Source organism: Pseudomonas sp. B21-051, assembly GCF_024748795.1.
In the GTDB taxonomy this organism is placed as follows: Bacteria; Pseudomonadota; Gammaproteobacteria; order Pseudomonadales; family Pseudomonadaceae; genus Aquipseudomonas; species Aquipseudomonas putida_A.
The window spans coordinates 4,178,764-4,197,548 of the sequence record NZ_CP087166.1; the positions used below are offsets into that span (position 1 = coordinate 4,178,764).

At 58.4% G+C, this 18,785-nt stretch carries 15 protein-coding genes; 6 read left to right on the plus strand and 9 right to left on the minus strand.

Annotated features, from left to right (window positions below; all coding sequences use genetic code 11):
* Positions 1 to 35: 35 nt before the first annotated feature.
* Positions 36 to 314, minus strand: coding sequence for a hypothetical protein (locus LOY52_RS18690; protein WP_007963692.1), 279 nt, complete (start codon positions 312 to 314; stop codon positions 36 to 38).
* A 216-nt stretch (positions 315 to 530) separates the two neighbouring features.
* Between LOY52_RS18690 and LOY52_RS18695 the strand changes: the two genes are divergently transcribed.
* Positions 531 to 1,568, plus strand: coding sequence for a patatin-like phospholipase family protein (locus tag LOY52_RS18695; RefSeq protein WP_047598663.1), 1,038 nt, complete (start codon positions 531 to 533; stop codon positions 1,566 to 1,568).
* Positions 1,569 to 1,688: 120 nt separating this feature from the next.
* Here LOY52_RS18695 and LOY52_RS18700 read toward each other — a convergent pair whose 3' ends face one another.
* The 6 genes from LOY52_RS18700 to kdpF form a co-directional block, all read right to left on the minus strand.
* Entirely contained in the window at positions 1,689 to 2,384 is a 696-nt protein-coding gene (locus LOY52_RS18700; RefSeq protein ID WP_258675560.1) for a response regulator, read from the minus strand.
* A 48-nt stretch (positions 2,385 to 2,432) separates the two neighbouring features.
* Positions 2,433 to 5,084 (minus strand): sensor histidine kinase KdpD, encoded by a 2,652-nt coding sequence (locus LOY52_RS18705; RefSeq protein WP_258675561.1) that lies wholly within the window; start codon positions 5,082 to 5,084, stop codon positions 2,433 to 2,435.
* A gap of 130 nt (positions 5,085 to 5,214) precedes the next feature.
* Positions 5,215 to 5,760 carry a potassium-transporting ATPase subunit KdpC gene (gene kdpC, locus LOY52_RS18710; protein ID WP_258675562.1) on the minus strand — a complete coding sequence of 182 codons (546 nt, stop codon included), beginning with the start codon at positions 5,758 to 5,760 and terminating at the stop codon, positions 5,215 to 5,217.
* Between the two features lie 131 nt (positions 5,761 to 5,891).
* Positions 5,892 to 7,955 (minus strand): potassium-transporting ATPase subunit KdpB, encoded by a 2,064-nt coding sequence (kdpB, locus tag LOY52_RS18715; protein WP_258675563.1) that lies wholly within the window; start codon positions 7,953 to 7,955, stop codon positions 5,892 to 5,894.
* A 10-nt stretch (positions 7,956 to 7,965) separates the two neighbouring features.
* Complete coding sequence (kdpA, locus tag LOY52_RS18720; RefSeq protein WP_258675564.1) at positions 7,966 to 9,660, minus strand: potassium-transporting ATPase subunit KdpA; 1,695 nt, start codon at positions 9,658 to 9,660, stop codon at positions 7,966 to 7,968.
* Between the two features lie 8 nt (positions 9,661 to 9,668).
* Positions 9,669 to 9,758 carry a K(+)-transporting ATPase subunit F gene (kdpF, locus tag LOY52_RS18725; protein WP_007963673.1) on the minus strand — a complete coding sequence of 30 codons (90 nt, stop codon included), beginning with the start codon at positions 9,756 to 9,758 and terminating at the stop codon, positions 9,669 to 9,671.
* Positions 9,759 to 10,166: 408 nt separating this feature from the next.
* Between kdpF and eat the strand changes: the two genes are divergently transcribed.
* The 5 genes from eat to LOY52_RS18750 all read left to right on the plus strand — a co-directional run bounded on the left by eat (position 10,167) and on the right by LOY52_RS18750 (position 16,129).
* On the plus strand, positions 10,167 to 11,531 hold the full coding sequence (gene eat / locus LOY52_RS18730; protein WP_258675565.1) for an ethanolamine permease: 1,365 nt from the start codon (positions 10,167 to 10,169) through the stop codon (positions 11,529 to 11,531).
* A gap of 221 nt (positions 11,532 to 11,752) precedes the next feature.
* Positions 11,753 to 11,920: a DUF2897 family protein gene (locus LOY52_RS18735; protein WP_003226857.1), complete on the plus strand. Its 168-nt coding sequence runs from the start codon at positions 11,753 to 11,755 to the stop codon at positions 11,918 to 11,920.
* A 395-nt stretch (positions 11,921 to 12,315) separates the two neighbouring features.
* On the plus strand, positions 12,316 to 13,794 hold the full coding sequence (locus tag LOY52_RS18740; RefSeq protein WP_258675566.1) for an MBOAT family protein: 1,479 nt from the start codon (positions 12,316 to 12,318) through the stop codon (positions 13,792 to 13,794).
* A gap of 11 nt (positions 13,795 to 13,805) precedes the next feature.
* Positions 13,806 to 15,344 carry an alginate O-acetyltransferase AlgX-related protein gene (locus LOY52_RS18745; RefSeq protein ID WP_258675567.1) on the plus strand — a complete coding sequence of 513 codons (1,539 nt, stop codon included), beginning with the start codon at positions 13,806 to 13,808 and terminating at the stop codon, positions 15,342 to 15,344.
* A gap of 212 nt (positions 15,345 to 15,556) precedes the next feature.
* Positions 15,557 to 16,129, plus strand: coding sequence for a TetR/AcrR family transcriptional regulator (locus LOY52_RS18750; protein ID WP_258675568.1), 573 nt, complete (start codon positions 15,557 to 15,559; stop codon positions 16,127 to 16,129).
* A 92-nt stretch (positions 16,130 to 16,221) separates the two neighbouring features.
* Here the strand turns inward: LOY52_RS18750 and LOY52_RS18755 are convergent, their stop codons facing one another.
* Both LOY52_RS18755 and LOY52_RS18760 read right to left on the minus strand, forming a co-directional pair.
* Positions 16,222 to 16,572, minus strand: coding sequence for a helix-hairpin-helix domain-containing protein (locus LOY52_RS18755; RefSeq protein WP_258675569.1), 351 nt, complete (start codon positions 16,570 to 16,572; stop codon positions 16,222 to 16,224).
* A 113-nt stretch (positions 16,573 to 16,685) separates the two neighbouring features.
* Entirely contained in the window at positions 16,686 to 18,680 is a 1,995-nt protein-coding gene (locus tag LOY52_RS18760; RefSeq protein ID WP_258679906.1) for a nucleoside-diphosphate sugar epimerase/dehydratase, read from the minus strand.
* Positions 18,681 to 18,785: the final 105 nt, after the last annotated feature.

The following is an 18,785-nucleotide window of genomic DNA, read 5'->3' on the forward strand; positions in this document are numbered from 1 at the left end:
AGAAGGCAGGCGCATCCTTGCGTCAAGTCAGCAGCTTAGCGTCCGGCGCGGGATTCGCGAATATAGAAACGGGCTTTCTCGGCCTTGTTGCTGCAGCCTTCAAACCCTTCGAATTGCTGTTGAGTCTTGGCCGCCGTCAGCAACGACAACGCCTTGGAGTAGCTGACCGTGCCGGCGAAACCTTCGGCCTTGGCCAGGTCCAGTTCATGCCACGCCGCATCGAGCTGACTGCCGCAGCTGTCACGATAAGCAGTCTTGCCAGCGCAACCGGCCAATGCCAGCGCGATCAACGGCACACAGATCCAGGCTTTCATCACTCACACCTCAAAATAGGTCAACAGTCGTGCAGGTAAGACGTTGCGGCGCGGGAAAAGTGCCTTGGCGCCCCATGAATCTGCGGTGACCAAAGCATAGCGCCGAGTGGTCACGGAGTATCGAAAAAACGACGCCCCGGCTGCCCCCAACGACCCTGGCGATTGTCGGCCGCCCCCGGATGGGTGCATTGTGGAGCCTTGTCGGGAGGAAGTTTGATGAAAAAGCGTGTCGCACTGGTGCTGGGCTCCGGTGGCGCCCGGGGCTATGCCCATATCGGGGTCATCGAGGAGATCGAAAGACGCGGTTACGACATCGCCTGCATTGCCGGTTGTTCGATGGGCGCGGTGGTCGGCGGGATCTATGCCGCAGGCAAACTTGACGAGTACCGCACCTGGATCGAAACCCTCGATTATCTGGATGTGCTGCGGCTGGTAGATGTGAGTTTTCGCCTCGGGGCGATACGTGGCGAAAAGGTCTTCGGGCAGATCCGCAAGATCGTCGGCGAGATCAACATCGAAGACCTGCGTATCCCCTACACCGCGGTCGCCGCCGACCTGACCAACCAGCAGGAAATCTGGTTTCAGGAAGGCTGTCTGCATCAGGCGATGCGCGCCTCGGCGGCGATTCCCAGCCTGTTCACCCCGGTGATGCAGGGCAACCGGATGCTGGTGGACGGCGGCATTCTCAACCCGTTGCCGATCGTGCCGGTGGTCTCCAGCCACTGCGACCTGATCATCGCGGTCAACCTCAACGCGACCAACCAGCGCCACTACAAATTGCCGGTGATTCAGCGCCCGCCAGCCTTTCGTTCGCGCTTCGACAGTTTGCTCAGTTCGCTGGGTTCGAAGATGCCGTTCCGCCGCAAACAGGCCGAGCAATTGCTGTTGCTGGAACAGGAAGCGCTGCGCGCCGAAGCCGCCGACATCAACCCGTGGCTGGAAGGCAGCGAACCGGAAAGTCAGCAACCGGCAGCGGCACCCGAGCGCGAAGGCGCGCCGAAGTCCGCCACCGGTTCTTTCATCATCGACAACGTCGGGCCGGCGTCACTGCTGGACCTGATCAACCAGAGTTTCGAGGTGATGCAGACCTCGCTGGCGCAATACAAGATCGCCGGCTATCCGCCGGACATCCTGATCAACGTGCCGAAGCGAGTGTGCCGGTTTTTCGAATTCTACAAGGCACCGGAACTGATCGCGCTGGGGCGGGAGATCGCGCGGGATACGCTGGATCGGTATGAGAGTGAGCAGGGTTGATCGGGCCTGATTTCTCGGGTGTGTTTGATGACATCTTCGCGAGCAGGCTCGCTCCCCACAGGGAATTTGTGAACGACGCAGATTCAGTGTGGGAGCGAGCCTGCTCGCGAAGAGGCCAGATCAGCCAACATCACTCAACAGCCGATAGCCAACCCCAGCCTCAGTCACAATAAACCGCGGCCGCGTCGGATCATCCGCCAGCTTCTGACGCAAATGCCCAACAACAATCCGCAGGTAATGACTGTCCTCGGTATGCGTCGGCCCCCAGATGTCCTTGAGCAATTGCTGCTGGGTTATCACCCGACCCGGATGCCGCGCCAGTTGCGCCAGCACCGCGTATTCCTTGCGGGTCAGCGCCACTTCGGTACCGTCGAGCAGCACTCGTCGATAAGCCAGATCCACTGTCAACGGGCCGAACGTCAGCGCCGCTTGCTGGGCCTCGCCGGCCGGCGCCTGACGCAACAAGGCGCGGACCCGGGCGAGAAACTCCTGAATGCCGAACGGCTTGGTCACGTAATCATTGGCACCGCCATCCAGCGCCTGGACTTTCTGCCCTTCGCTGGCCCGCACCGAAAGCACCAGCACCGGCGCGGTGGCCCACTCGCGAAACTCGCGCAGCACCTGCTGGCCGTCCATGTCCGGCAGGCCGAGGTCGAGCACCAGCAGGTCGGGCTTGTTCAGCGCCGCCTGGGCCAGGCCCTCGGCACCGGTGCCGGCCTCCAGCACTTTGTAGCCTTGTGAGGCGAGGCTGATGCGCAGGAATTTACGGATCTGCGGTTCGTCATCGATGACCAAAATGGTCGCGGTCTGGCTCATGAATTCACATCGACACAAAAGATTGGCAAGAGAGTAGCGCAGTCGCGATCAGGCTTCATTGTCCATCCCCGGTTGCGTCTGCAACGGCAGGTGCAGGGTGATGCTGGTGCCGCGCCCGTCAATGCCGTCGGCGACGCTGATCCGCCCGCCATGCGCACCGACCATGCCCTGACAGATCGCCAGCCCCAGACCGGTGCCCTGCCCACCGCGATCACCGCGTGCGGCGGTGTAGAACATATCGAAAATCTTCGCCCGCTCGTCTTCGGGAATCCCCGGTCCTTCATCGCTGACCGTGAAGAAGATCTCTTCGTCATTCGCCCCGGCACTCAATTGCAAACGACCGTGAGCAGGTGAGAAACGTGCAGCATTTTCCAGCACATTGACCAGCGCCTGCTCGATCAGCGCCGCATGCACGAACAGCAGCGGCAACTCGGACGGCACATCAGTGCTGACCTGCAACGGCGCGAGCACTGCACGCAGGCGATTGAGCGAACTGCCGACGATGTCCGCCGGCGCTACCCAGTCGCGCGCGAGCTTCAATGCACCGTGGCCGAGTCGGGTCATGTCCAGCAGGTTCTGAATGTAGCGGTCGAGGCGTTCGGCTTCATCGCGGGTGCCTTCGAGCAACTCGCGGCGATCCTCCAGCGGAATCGCTTCGCCGAGCGCCAGCAGGCTGTCGATGCTGCCGCGCATGGCGGTAAGCGGTGTGCGCAGATCATGCGATACCGAGGCCAGCAGCGCGCTGCGCAATTGCTCGGTTTCACCGTGCAGGCGCGCGGCTTCCAGATCGTCCGCCAGTTGCGCCCGCGCCAGTGCCTGCGCCAGCGGCTGACTCAACGCGGTGAGCAGACGTCGACGCTGGCCGCTCAAGGTCTGGCCCTCTTTGGCGCAGACCCCGAGTAGCGCCAGCGGCCCGTCCTCCACCGACAGCGGCCACCACCACCAGCGACCGAACGGCAGCGTGCCGGTGCCCATGCCGGCCGGTTGATCGTGTTGCCAGGCCCAGTCGGCAGCGGCACGTTCGGATTCGCTGAACTCCAGCGGCCCGCCGGTCTCGACTTTCCAGCCGCCCTGGCCGTCGCGGTTGAGCAGGCATAGTTGCAGATCGCTCCAGCCGTTGAGGTGCTGCGCAGCAGCGCTGATCACGGCCTGACGATCCGTCGCCGCAGTCAGTTTGCGCGACAGGTCGAGCAGCTCCGTGGTCTCTTCCTGCGTATCGCGCAACGCCTGCAACTGCCGCCGCTGACGCGCCGCAAGATTGCCGGTGAGCGCCGCCATCAGCAGGAAGAACAGCAAGGTCAAAACGTCTTCTTCGCGCTGGATGGCGAAGGAAAAATTCGGCGGAATGAACAAAAAATCGTAAGTCAGAAACGACAGCGCCGCGCAGGCCAGCGCCGGGCCCAGACTGCTGCGCACTGCCACCAGCAACACCGCTGCGAGGAACACCAGCGAGATATTCGGCAGCGGCAAAATGCTCGATACCGCCCATGCCAATGCACTGGCCAACAGTGTGGCAACCAGCGCCAACAGATAGTCGAACCAGACCAGCGTTGGCGTAGTTCTCAGGCGCGATTGCGGGTGTTCATGGTCGTTGTCGAGGACGTTGATTTCCAGGCCATGGGCCTGACGCAGCAAACGCGCGGCGAGCCCTCCACCGAACAGGCGACGGCGCAGACTCGGCCGCGACTGACCAACCAGCAGCAGACTCGCACGGCGTTCGGCGGCATGCTGGATCAGGGTTTTTGCCACTTCGCCGGCCCGCAACAACACCACTTCGCCGCCGAGGCGTTCGGCCAGTTGCTGGGCATTTTGCAGACGCAGGCGTGATTGCTCGTCGCGCACCGTGCCGTTGTCGACGTGCACCAGACTCCACGGCAAATGCCGACGCTGGGCCACCCGGCTGGCGTGACGTACCAGGCGTTCGGCATGCGCATCGCCATCGACGCCGACCAGCAAACGCCCGCGCACCGCCGGAGCCGCCTGACCAAGTTGGCGATAGCCTTGAGCGAGATCGTTATCGACCTGCGCGGCCGCCGTTTGCATCGCCAGCTCGCGCAACGCGGTGAGGTTGGTCTGGGTGAAAAACGCATCGATCGCCGCCCGCGCCTGTTCCGGCACGTAGACCTTGCCTTCGCGCAGACGCTCCAGCAATTCACGCGGCGGCAGGTCGATCAGCAGCAGTTCGTAGGCTTCCTGCAGCACCCAGTCCGGCAGGGTTTCGCGCACCTGCACACCGGTGATGCCGCGCACCTGATCGTTGAGGCTTTCCAGGTGCTGGACGTTGACCGTGGTGTAGACGTCGATGCCGGCGGCAAGCAGTTCCTGAATATCCTGCCAGCGCTTGGCGTGGCGACTGCCGGGGGCGTTGGTGTGAGCCAGTTCGTCCACCAGCACCAGCTTGGGTTTGGCCGCGAGCAGGCCGTCGAGGTCCATTTCTTCGAGCATCACGCCACGGTATTCCGAGCGCACCAGCGGCTGCTGCGGCAAACCGCCGAGCAGCGCTTCGGTTTCCGCACGACCATGGGTTTCGACGACACCGGCAATGATTTTCACGCCCTGGCGCAATTGCGTGTGCGCGGCCTGGAGCATGGCGTAGGTCTTGCCGACCCCAGGGGCGGCACCGAGAAAAATCTTCAGCCGACCACGGCCGTCGCGGGGCAGGTCTGCTAACAGCGCGTCGGCGCGGCCGGAGTCGCTCATGCTTGATGTTCTCTCTTCCAGATAGTTATGCGGTGTTCTTTCGGTCCTCTTCGCGAGCAGGCTCGCTCCCACATTTGGAACACGTATTCCTGTGGGAGCGAGCCTGCTCGCGAATGGCCGCGCCGCCGGTTCAGAGTTTTTCCAGCGCGATGTTCAGCTCCAGCACGTTCACCACCGGCGGCCCCACCAGCGGCTGTTCGATGTGCGCATCGAGCAGTTGCTGCAAGGTCGACACCGGCAAGTTGCGCGCTTGCGCGACTCGCGCCAGTTGATAGGCAATTGCCGCCGGTGGCAAGTGCGGATCGAGGCCGCTGCCGGAGGTGGTCAGCAACGCCAAGGGCACCGGCCCCTGGCCGGGCACCTGCAACTTGTTGGCGTCGTCGATCACCCGCGTGGCCAGCGCCGGATTGCTCGGCGCGAGGTTGCTGGCACTGCTGGAAACGGTCGCGAAGGCGCCCGCCGAAGGACGCGGATGGAACCACGCATCACCGACGAAATCCTGGGCGATCAGTGACGAGCCGCGCACCTTGCCGTCGGCATCGTGCACCAGGCTGCCATTGGCCTGTTCAGGGAAAGCGACCTGCGCAACGCCGGTCACCACCAGTGGATAGGCCACGCCAGTGATCAGGGTCATCAGCACCAGCAGGCTCAGGGCCGGACGTATCATTGTGGACATTGCAAAATCCTCGAATTCAGAAAGCGGATACCGCGTTAATTCAGGTGGACTGAGTCGACTTCATCGCCAGCAGGCTGGCTCCCACAGGGGATCGCATTGCAACTGTAGGAGCGAGCCTGCTCGCGAATGGATCACACCAAATGCAAAGCCGTGAGCAGCATGTCGATCGCCTTGATCCCCACGAACGGCACCAGAATCCCGCCCAGTCCGTAGATCAGCAGGTTGCGCCGCAGCAGTGCCGCCGCACTCGCCGCCTGCACGCGCACGCCACGCAGTGCCAGTGGAATCAGCACCACGATGATCAGGGCGTTGAAGACGATGGCCGAGAGGATCGCGCTCTGCGGACTGGTCAGGTGCATGATGTTCAGCACGCCCAGTTGCGGGTAGATTGCAGCGAACAGCGCCGGCAGGATCGCGAAGTATTTGGCGACGTCGTTGGCGATGGAAAAGGTCGTCAGCGCGCCACGGGTCACCAGCAACTCCTTGCCGATCTGTACCACGTCCAGCAGCTTGGTCGGGTCGCTGTCGAGGTCGACCATGTTCGCCGCTTCGCGTGCGGCTTGCGTGCCGTCGTTCATCGCCATACCGACGTCAGCCTGGGCCAGCGCCGGGGCGTCGTTGGCGCCGTCGCCGCACATGGCGACCAGACGACCGTCGTTCTGCTCAAGGCGGATGCGCGCCAGTTTTTTCTCCGGGGTGGCTTCGGCGAGCACGTCATCGACGCCCGCTTCTGCCGCGATGGCCGCAGCGGTCAACGGGTTGTCGCCGGTGACCATCACCGTGCGAATCCCCAGTTTGCGCAGCTCGGCAAAACGCTCGCGAATGCCTGGCTTGACCACGTCCTTGAGGTGGATCGCACCGAGCAGTTTGCCGTCAGCGCATACCAGCAACGGCGTGCCGCCGCTCTGCGCGATCTTGTCGATTTCCCGCGACAGTGCCGGGGCCAGATCGGAGCGTTGTTGGCCGAGGAAGGCCAGCAGCGAATCGACGGCGCCCTTGCGATAAACGCGGCCCTGATAGTCGACACCGGAGAGACGGGTTTCCGCACTGAACGGTACGGCCGTCAACGTATCCAGCGCCGGCTCGGTTTGCGGGTGCAGACCGCGCAGGTATTCGACGATGGATTTGCCTTCGGCCGTTTCGTCCGCCAGCGAAGCGAACAACGCGCCTTCGGCCAGTTCGCGACCATTCACACCCGGCGCGGCATACACTGCGCTACAACGGCGGTTACCGAAGGTGATGGTGCCGGTCTTGTCCAGCAGCAGCACGTGCACGTCACCGGCCGCTTCCACAGCGCGCCCGGATTTGGCGATCACGTTCAGGCGTACCAAACGATCCATCCCGGCAATACCGATGGCTGACAACAGGCCACCGATGGTGGTCGGAATCAGCGTGACCAGCAGCGCTACCAGGAACACCAGCGGCAGGCTGCCGTTGGCGAAGTGGGCGAACGGCTGCAGGGTCACCACCACCAGCAGGAAGATCAGGGTCAGGCCGATCAGCAGGATATCCAGCGCGATTTCGTTCGGGGTCTTCTGGCGTTTGGCGCCTTCAACCAGTGCGATCATGCGGTCGAGGGTCGATTCACCGGGGTTGGCGGTGATTTTCACCAGCAGCCAGTCGGACACCAGGCGCGTGTTGCCGGTGACCGCCGAACGATCACCACCGGACTCGCGAATCACCGGCGCCGACTCACCGGTGATCGCCGCTTCGTTGACCGCGGCAATACCTTCGATGACCTCGCCGTCACCGGGGATCATCTCCCCCGCTTCGACGCGCACCACGTCACCTTTGCGCAGGCTGGCGGCGGGCACCACCTGGAAGCTGCCGTTGGCCAGTTTGCGCCGCGCGCTGAGGCCTTCGCTGCCAGCCTTGAGGCTGTCGGCGCGGGCCTTGCCGCGACCTTCGGCCAAGGCTTCGGCGAAGTTGGCGAACAGCACGGTGAACCACAGCCACAGAGCGATCTGCGCGGCGACGAACGTCGGCACGACGTTGTCCGGGATGAAGCACAGCACGGTGGTGAAAATCGCCGTCAGTTCGACCACCAGCATCACTGGCGAACGCACCAGTTGACGCGGGTCAAGCTTGACGAAGGCTTGCACCAGCGCCGGACGCCACAGGGCCGAGATCGCGGTTTTCGGTGCTTCTGCCGACTGGGTCGGCACCGCAGGTTTTGCAGGAACATGCATATTCATGATCGATTCCTTAGAAGCCCAAGCTCAGGTGTTCAGCAATCGGACCGAGCGCCAGAGTCGGCAGGAAGGTCAGGCCGCCCACCAGCAAAATGGTCACGGTCAACAGGGTCACGAACAGCGGGCCGTGGGTCGGGAAGCTGTTCTGGCTGATCGGTGCGGTTTTCTTCATCGCCAGGCTGCCGGCCAGGGCCAGTACCGGCAGGATGTAACCGAAGCGACCGATCAACATGCCCAGACCGAGCATCAAGTTGTGGAACGGCGTGTTGGCACTCAGGCCACCGAACGCCGAACCGTTGTTCGCGCTGGCCGAGGTGTAGGCATAGAGCAACTGGCTGAAACCGTGCGGGCCGGGATTGCTGATGGTCGCCGCCGGGCCAGGCAGAGCAGCCGCGATCGCACCGAGTACCAGCACGCCCACCGGCATCACCAGCAAGGTCACCACCAGCAATTGCACTTCCCGCGCCTGCAGTTTCTTGCCCAGGTATTCCGGGGTGCGGCCAATCATCAGGCCGGCGAGGAACACCGCGATCAGCACGTTGAGCAACATGCCGTAGAGCCCGGCACCGACGCCGCCGAAGATCACTTCGCCGACCATCATGTTGACCAGCGCGACCATGCCGCTAAGCGGGTTGAGGCTGTCGTGCATGCCGTTGACCGAACCGTTCGATGCCGCCGTGGTGGTCACCGACCACAGCACAGTAGCGGTGGTGCCGAAGCGCGCTTCCTTGCCTTCCAGCGGCGCGGTCTGTTCGACAGCAACGTTGTTCAGCGCGGGGTTGGGCTGATATTCGGCCCACAGCGAAGTCGCGCCGCCGATCAGGAACAGCGCGAGCATGCAGGCGATGATCGCGCGGCTCTGACGCTGGTCTTTCACGTAATGACCGAAGGTGAACACCAGCGCTACCGGAATCAGAATGATCGACGCGAGTTCGAACAGGTTGCTCCACGCGGTCGGGTTCTCGAACGGATGCGCCGAGTTGACACCGAAGAAGCCACCGCCGTTGGTACCCAGTTGCTTGATCGCAATCTGGCTGGCCGCCGGGCCGAGCGGGATCACTTGATCGACGCCCTGCATGGTGACGGCATTGACGTATTGCGCGAAAGTCTGCGGCACGCCCTGCCACACCAGGTACAGCGCCAGCAGCAGGCACAGCGGCAGCAGGCCGTAAAGGGTGGCGCGGGTCATGTCGACCCAGAAATTACCCAGGGTCTTGGTCGACTTGCGACCGATGCCACGGCACAGCGCAACCAGCACCGCCAGACCGGTAGCGGCGCTGACAAAGTTCTGCACGGTGAGTCCGACCATCTGGCTCAGGTAGCTGAGGGTCGCTTCACCGCTGTAGGACTGCCAGTTGGTGTTGGTCATGAAACTGACCGCGGTGTTGAACGCCTGAGTCCATTCCTGGCCCGGCAGATTTTGCGGGTTCAGCGGCAAGTGATCCTGAAACAACAGGATCGCAAACAGCAGCAGGAAACCGGCGAGGTTGAACGCCAGCAAGGCCAGCGTGTACTTCTGCCAGCTCTGCTCAGCCTGCGGATCGACCCCGGCAATCCGATAGCAACCACGCTCGACCGGGCCGAGGATCGGTGTCAGCCAGGTGCGCTGACCCTCCATCACCTTGTAGTAGAAGCGCCCGAGGAAAGGCGCCGGCAGCAAGACCACCGCAAAAAACGCGAGGATCAGCCAATAGTCATAACTGTGCATAGCCGCTCCTAGTTCCGATCCGCGCGCAACAGCGCAACCAACAGATAAATGAACAGCCCGGCTGCCAACAGCAGGGACACCCCGTCCAGAACGCTCATGGAAGATCTCCGTGTTACGGCGTATTGCCGCGTGTGGAGGCATTGTCGGAAAGGAGGCTGTAAAGGAACGAGACCGAGGGGGTTGGCTGGGCATAAAGAAAGCGTAAAGAGTCGGTTTATGCGTTCGTTACAGGTGGGTTTTGCGTCGTGTTGGCGGGCCTCTTCGCGAGCAAGCTCGCTCCCACAGGGGATTTGTGAACGCCACAGATCCAATGTGGGAGCGAGCCTGCTCGCGAAGACGGCATAACCGACAACATCGCACCCAACTGGCGCACAAAAAACACTCATCCAGCCGCGAACATCCCCGATACGACAGCTTTCAGCGCATTACGACCTGACTCACAGCAATGGCACGCCCACTGCACACGCCCTCCCCCGAGCTTTCCAAACCGTTCCGGGAGCATGCGCATGAACACACAACTCAAACCCACGCTGGGCACCTTGCACCTGTGGGGCATCGCCGTCGGGCTGGTGATTTCCGGCGAGTACTTCGGCTGGAGTTACGGCTGGGGCGTGGCTGGCACGCTGGGCTTTCTGGTGACCTCGTTCATGGTCGCGACCATGTACACCTGCTTCATCTTCAGCTTCACCGAACTGACCACGGCGATTCCCCATGCCGGCGGGCCGTTCGCTTACAGCCGTCGCGCGTTCGGTGAGAAAGGCGGGCTGATCGCCGGGCTGGCCACGCTGATCGAATTCGTTTTCGCGCCGCCGGCGATCGCCCTGGCAATTGGCGCTTATCTGAATGTGCAGTTTCCGGCGCTCGATCCGAAACATGCAGCGGTCGGTGCCTACATCGTGTTCATGACCCTGAACATCCTCGGGGTGAAACTGGCGGCGACGTTCGAACTGATCGTCTGCGTGCTGGCGGTGATCGAATTGCTGGTGTTCATGGGGGTGGTCGCTCCAGCGTTCAGCTTCAGCAGTTTTGCGTTGAACGGCTGGGCCGGCTCCGACGTGTTCGGGCCACCAGCGATTGCCGGGATGTTTGCCGCGATTCCATTTGCCATCTGGTTTTTCCTCGCCATCGAAGGCGCGGCAATGGCCGCCGAGGAGGCCAAAGATCCGAAACGCACGATCCCCAAGGCCTACATCAGCGGAATCCTGACCCTGGTGTTGCTGGCGATGGGCGTGATGTTCTTCGCGGGCGGCGTCGGTGACTGGCGCACCCTGGCGAACATCAACGACCCTCTGCCGCAAGCGATGAAGACCGTGGTCGGCGACAATTCCGGCTGGCTGCACATGCTGGTGTGGATCGGCCTGTTCGGGCTGGTGGCGAGTTTCCACGGGATCATCCTCGGCTACTCGCGGCAGTTCTTCGCCCTCGCCCGCGCCGGTTACCTGCCGGCGTCGCTGGCGAAACTCTCGCGCTTCCAGACCCCGCACCGGGCGATCATCGCCGGCGGCATCATCGGCATCGCCGCGATTTACAGCGACGGCCTGATCAACCTCGGCGGCATGACCCTCACCGCGGCGATGATCACCATGGCGGTGTTCGGCGCGATCGTGATGTACATCATGAGCATGCTCAGCCTGTTCAGACTGCGTAAATCCGAACCCAATCTCGAGCGGACTTTCCGTGCGCCCTGCTATCCGCTGATTCCGCTGATCGCACTGGTGCTGGCGGTGGTGTGCCTGATCGCCATGGCCTGGTTCAACGCGCTGATCGGGCTGATTTTCCTTGGCTTCATGGCAGTCGGCTTCGGCTACTTCCTGCTGACCGGGCAACTGCGCGCCGATGCGCCGGCCGATGCGATGCTCACGGGGCGATAACCCATCATGTAGGAGCTGCCGAAGGCTGCGATCTTTTGATCTTGTTTCTGAAAAAGCAAAGTCAAAAGATCGCAGCCTTCGGCAGCTCCTACAGGGAATTAAGGTGCACCGGGGATATCGGGCCTAGAATGGAACCACTGCGAAGTCATTTCGCTCATAAGTGGTATGCAGCGTCGCTGGCGAAACCCTCGCCCGCCGAGCTGCCATTAAGGAGAGCCGTTATGCCCTGGTATGCCTGGTTGATTCTGGTCGTTGCAATCGGCTCGATCGTTGGCGGATTGATGATGCTGCGCGACACCGCCAACAAGGTTGAACTGACCGACGAAGAACGCAAGCGCGTTGCGCAGCGCAATGCCGAAGCTGACATCAAGGACGCGCAGGATCGCTGAACGAAAAACCCCGCCTGAATCGGCGGGGTTTGTTCCCCCCTTAAGCAGTGCCATTGCTACTCAAGCCAGCCGATCAGCATCCCCCAGACCATTCCCCGATCCCCGACTCCGCACAATCACTAGTCTCAATATAAAAACAGCCGTCTTTGTGGTATTTTCCCGCGCAATGGAGTTTTGTTGCTACAGAGTTCCAATAGACGGCAGAGAAAGCAGATCGGTTAGTAACAGGCCAGAAGTTAATTTTTGCGTTACTGAAGCTTCAACGCTCAAGATGCCCGAAAAGCCCGCCGGCCTCGCAGATCAGGCCCCACGTATCACAACAGATCGCGCAGGTTCCCTGGTCTTTCGCCATTTAAAAAAACAAAGATACAGCCAATTTTTATACGAGACGGAAAATGGTATTCAGCTCTCCCACGTTCATATTGCTCTATCTACCCATTGTTTTCCTCGTTTACTTCCTGCTTAACAAGAGACGCCTGATACTCGCGGGAAAATGCTGGTTGGTAGCGGCAAGTCTGTTTTTCTATGGTTACTGGAGCGTTGCTTATCTACCGCTTCTGCTCGGTTCAATTTTTTTCAACTTCATGGTAGGCAGTGCCCTTTCGCCGGCCACGACTGGTTTGCGCCTCAAGCTATCCCGAAAAACCATTTTAACCTTGAGCATAGTAGTAAACCTGGGATTACTGGGCTACTTCAAGTACGCTAATTTTTTTATTGAAAACATCAACTCACTTTCTAATTTTGATATCCAGTTACAGCAGATAATTCTGCCTCTAGGGATCAGCTTTTATACCTTCACTCAAATTGCTTTCCTCGTAGACAGTTATCGGGGTGAAGCTAAAGAATACGACTTCATTAACTATGCGCTTTTTGTAACGTTTTTTCCGCACCTCATCGCTGGGCCAATCCTGCACCACAAAGAAATGATGTCGCAGTTCCAGTCCCGCTGGACGCTTGCCATCAGATACCGCTATATCTTGATGGGCCTGTTTATATTCAGCATTGGACTGTTCAAGAAAGTCATGATCGCAGATACGTTTGCGGTGTGGGCAGACGCAGGCTTCCAGCCTGGCGCACAGCATGATTTTTATAGTTCTTGGGCGACCAGTCTTTCTTATACTTTCCAATTGTATTTTGACTTTAGTGGCTATTGTGACATGGCCATTGGTGCTGCCCTTCTGTTCAACATCTGGTTGCCCATAAACTTTAACTCGCCCTACAAATCGTACGATATCCAGGACTTCTGGCGTCGGTGGCACATGACTCTCAGCCGCTATCTGCGCGACTATCTGTACATCCCACTTGGCGGTAATCGCTGCTCTTCGACAAGAATCTATATCAACTTGATGGCCACCTTTGTACTCGGAGGCCTGTGGCATGGCGCCAGCTGGATGTTCATTATCTGGGGTGCGCTGCATGGTGGGGCTCTGGTACTGCACAGAGTCTGGAAACAATGCGGTATGCGCATGCCAACACCGCTGGCATGGCTGACTACCTTCCTTTTCGTCAATGTAACCTGGGTGTTCTTCAGGGCGCATTCCCTTGATGATGCCAAGCGAATCCTTGCCGGCATGGTGGACTTTGGTTCTGTGGCGATCCCAGTTCAAGATGTCCCGACTTCAAGCTTTGCGTGGGGTGGCGTATTGGAAGACCATTTACTGACAGTGCTTCCGACCGGCATCGCGGCGAACGCCGTCTGCTACCTCATGATCGCTTTCGGTTTTATCCTCATCGCCCAGAAAAACTCTTTTGAATTGACGACTCAAGGCCGGATCAGTTGGCCAAAAATCGTTGGCATGTCGCTTCTGTTCAGCGTAGCCATCTACTCAACGATTTTGACGACCAGTTCTGTTTTTCTGTACTTCAACTTTTGATCGGCGAACTCATGAAAACCAAAATCCATGTATTTCTTGCCTTGGCCCTGATCTCGCTGACTTTGATTCCAGCCGCCAACCTTGTTTCTCATGGCACGCAAGCAGTTCAAAAAAACCAGAACTGGTGGTCGGTCAGCAATTTATACAACACCGACATCCTGATGCCATTGGTGGGCCGTGCGTTTTATGCCGCCGGTATCTCCATCGATCCCAAGCAGGTAATCATCGGCAAAGACGGCTGGTTTTATCTCGGCGATGCGTACGCCAAGTCGATTACCGTAAAAAGAGTCGGTGTGACACCCGAGAGTATTTTGACAAATCAGCTGGTTACTGATGCCACGAAGTCTTGGACGTCTTGGTACAAGGATAACGGTGTCAGCGCCTATCGAATTATCATCGGCCCCGATAAAGACACCCTCTACCCGGAGTTTTTGCCAGGCTGGGCGAAGCACTCGCCTTCGTCCCGGACCGAGTATCTGACCAGCAATGCCAAAATTGATACTTATGTGAATCCCACTGAAGCATTACGCCAAGCCAAGAGCGAAGGACATAGTCCTCTGTATTATCGAACAGACACACACTGGAATTTTGTGGGCGCAGGTATCGCCTTCCAGGAATTGGCAAAAAACCTGTCCATTACCCATCCTGAATTGAAGTGGCCGAGCAAAGATATCAGTCAGCCTACTGAAATCCTCGCCAGAACAGGCGGCGATCTGGCCAGATTCCAAAGAATTACCGACTCGGTTCCGGACGAAGAGGTCATATTGGACTTCATTTATAAAAATCCGATTACGATCGAGCAGTATGAATATCCATCCGGAAAGTTGCTTGCCTCAGGACGTAACTCCGCGCTGGAGGCATCACAACGGCCCCTGCTGGTCAAGTCAGAAAAAGCCCTGAACAAAAAGAAAGTGCTTTGGCTGCGCGACTCGTTCGGTAACGCATTGGCTCCGTACATGGCAGCAACTTTCAGCGAGACCCTGCAGTTGCACTACGCGTTCACCAGCCATCGAGAGATCGCAGAACTCGTAGAGGAATATCAACCGGATTATGTATTTGTAATGGGGGTAGAACGTGAAATCCTCAGCGAATTTTTCCAGAAACCCGCACCATCTTTTTCAATTTCGAAAAGAATCACCTCGTTCAAAAGGATCGCTCAAGGTTTACAGATCGGAGCCAATGATCTCGCTGGCAGAGAGCAGAATACCTACACTGTGACAGGTCCTGATCCGTTCATTGTCTATCGACTCGACTCTCCCGTCGAACCGGCTCAAGCGAGAAGAATCGTCTTCAACGTCCGCTGCCAGTACTCGTCCCAACGAGTACCGATTCAACTGTTCTGGCGCTCGCAAGGGACTCAGTTCAGTGAAGCAGACAGTGTACGGTTCTCGACCAATGGCGGATTGACTGCGCTGACCTTTGCCCCTGACTCCAGTTGGGCCAAAGGAGCCCCGATTACCGAACTGCGCCTTGATCTGGATGCTCCTGGGGCCTGCCCGGAGGTTTCGATTGCAGCACCCGAAACCGGTTCCAGCTCCTTGCCTCTATAGGAAAAAATGGTCGAGTGTCACAGGCACATGAACAGGTGCCTGTGCCGCTCATCACATCACGATTCAACTACAAAAACCTCCTACGCTCTCCCCATGAGGCCCCCAGCGGATAGCACCCACGCTGAACCGGGATCTATGCGCCTTAGCTATAGAAGTACAGTCGCCATCTTATTTAGATTGTTTAAGATGACGTATTGTTGGGGAGACTCCAAATGCGTTACTCGCTGAATCACAAAGCTCAGACACATCAGCGGATCATCAAAGAGGCCTCGATCCGATTTCGCAGGGATGGCATCAGCGCGACCGGCCTGCAACCGTTGATGAAAGCATTGGGACTGACCCATGGCGGCTTTTACTCGCACTTCAAGTCCAAAGACGAACTAGTGGAAAAGGCCCTGATAGCAGCAAGCGAGGAGCTGGACGCGCACTGCACTGTTCTTTTCGCAGAACACAACCCGCTGCATGCATTCATAGACAGCTATCTCTCGGATTGGCATCGAACCTCCCCCGGAGAAGGTTGCCCTCTGCCCACGATGTCATCCGAACTCGGGTTACGCGGACGACCCAGTCCAACAACTGATCGGGTACTCGATGCTCGCCTGGAACAAGTCCAAGCGACTCTCTCGGGCACCGACACGATTGATCGGTCCATTGTCATTATGGCAACTCTGGTAGGGGCGCTATTGTTATCACGCAGCGTAGAGAACCCCGAGACGGCTGACAGAATTCTAGAAGTCGTCGGCACACACCTTAAGCACACGCACATCAACCCGTGTGACGCATAGTCAATGATTGTGTTGATGATTTATCCCTGCGATTGCCCTTCCCAGAAAGTCAAAAGGCCGGTCAAAGACCGGCCTCTCTATTCACTCCGCGCTTAATTGATTTCGAGATTATCGCGATTTCGGTCAAGGATCGCCTTGCCGATGCCTTTCACTTCCAACAGTTCGTCGATCGATGCGAAAGGCCCGTTACTCTCTCGGTACGCAACAATCGCTTTCGCTTTAGCCTCTCCAACACCTGCAAGCGACTTTTGCAAAGTGACTGCATCGGCATTATTGAGATCTACTTTTGCCGACGACGATTGAGACACCGCCATTGGCGGAAGCGCACTGTCGATGGCGACTGGCGCAGCTGGCGCAACTGGCGCAACTGGCGCAGCTATTGCAGCAACCGAAGCGCCCGTCAACAACGCGAAAACCAACGAGTAAAAATAGCCTTTACGCATAAGTGAAGCTCCATGATACCGATTAGAAGAGACAGCTTTTCCAAAGCTGCCTCTCAAACTTAGGCGATATCAGGAAAGAGTCAAAAACCCGTTTATTGCAAGATGTGAAACAATCAAGGATCCAGATGCCGTTGCTGGTAGATCCAGTCGACTATTTCACCGTCTGGCGAGTAACCGCTGACGGTCTCGCGAAGGAGTTGACGCACGCGCGAGTAGTCGTCGTTTTCGACTGACTTCAATAGCTCATCAAGACGTCCCTTCAGAGCCTCCCAAGGCAAATGATCTTCGTTTGCGCTCATGATCATCGGATGTTGGGTAGCGCAAACGTTATCGCCAATCAGCAACTCTTCGTACAGCTTTTCGCCGGGCCTTAATCCAGTAAAATCGATCGAGATGTCACCATGAGGATTCTTTTCTGAGCGAATGCTCAATCCGGACAGATGAATCATTTTTTCTGCCAGTTCGACAATCCGCACCGGTTCGCCCATGTCCAACACAAAGACATCACCGCCCCGCCCCATCGACCCGGCCTGAATGACCAACTGCGCAGCTTCGGGAATAGTCATGAAGTAACGGGTAATTTTCGGATGTGTAACGGTCAACGGGCCCCCGGACTTGATCTGACTGTGAAACAGCGGAATGACCGAACCGGAAGATCCAAGCACATTGCCGAAGCGCACCATCGTGAAGCGGGTTTTGTTAACCCGGGAAACATTGGCCTTGTCACCAAATAGAACAGGGGCCAATTCCCGGCTCAACGCCTGGAGCGTCATCTCGGCAAGACGCTTGGTGCTGCCCATGACATTCGTTGGACGAACCGCTTTATCCGTAGAGATCAGAACGAAGTTGGCGACCCCCGATTGCAGCGCGGCCTGAGCCGTATTGAGCGTACCGATAACATTGTTCAGCACGCCCTCGGCAATATTGTGTTCAACCATCGGCACGTGTTTGTAGGCGGCTGCGTGATAGACAGTATCCACTCGCCAGGTTTTCATCACATCCAAGAGCTTATGGGGATGGCGAATGGAACCGAGGATCGGCAACAGGCGAACGGAAAGTGACTCACGAGAAACCCGCTGCTCCAGCTCGGACAGAATGCTGTAGAGATTGAATTCGCTATGGTCAAATAACAGCAGAGTGGTCGGACCCAAGGCGTAAATCTGCCGACTGAGTTCCGCACCTATCGAGCCACCGGCCCCTGTCACCAGCACAGTCTTGCCCTTGATACACCGTTCGAGCAGATCGGGCTGCGCCGGCACCGCATCGCGACCAAGCAAATCTGCAATATCCACTTCCTGGATATCGTCGACTTTCACCCGTCCACTGGCCAGGTCAGTGAAATTTGGCACACTGCGAACATGCAGCGGAAAGCCCTCCAGCAGGTTGAGAATCTCCCTGCGTCGCGCACGTGTGGATGAAGGCAGCGCGAGCAGAATTTCCTGAGCTCCGGTGACATCAATCATCTGCTGGATATTTTTGGGTTTATAGACTTGAAGCCCGGAAATGGAGCGGTCGGCAATACTGGCGTCATCGTCGACAAACGCAACCGGACGCATCACACGCCCCATCCTGAGCGCCGCTACAAGTTGATTGCCGGCAACACCTGCACCGTAGACGGCCACCTTGGTCAGGCCATCATCACGATTGGCAAAAGGCACATGCTGTGCGGCATTGAACCAGTCGCCCATGAAATACTGGCGCATGCAAAGGCGCAATCCGCCGATAACCACGAGGCTAAGCCACCAATAGTTGAAAATTATTGAACGAGGAACCACCGCTTCGTGATTGCTGTACCAATACACAACCAAGGCAAGGATCAGTGACGATAGGCTGACCGCTTTGATAATGGCGATAAGAGCATCGTTGCCGAAATAGCGCATCACCGCACGATACATACCGAACCGGATGAAAAGCGGGATTGCAATCACCGGAGCGCACGCGAAAAGCCAGAGGTGCACTCTCAAGGGGTTATACATGTCATCAATGCCGAGTCGGACAATAAAAGCCAACCACAGCGCCGCCCACACCAGCACCACATCAGTCGCGACCTGGATTAACCGCTTTTTGCGACGTGGCAGCCCGAGCAGAAAAACCCTGATTTTATCCATAACCCCTTCAGCCACCTCTTAATGCTTCCTGGAATGAGCCGGATCGCTACATTCAAACTGCCGAAACACCCATGGTACTCTAGACCCAAACCACCCGCGGATGCT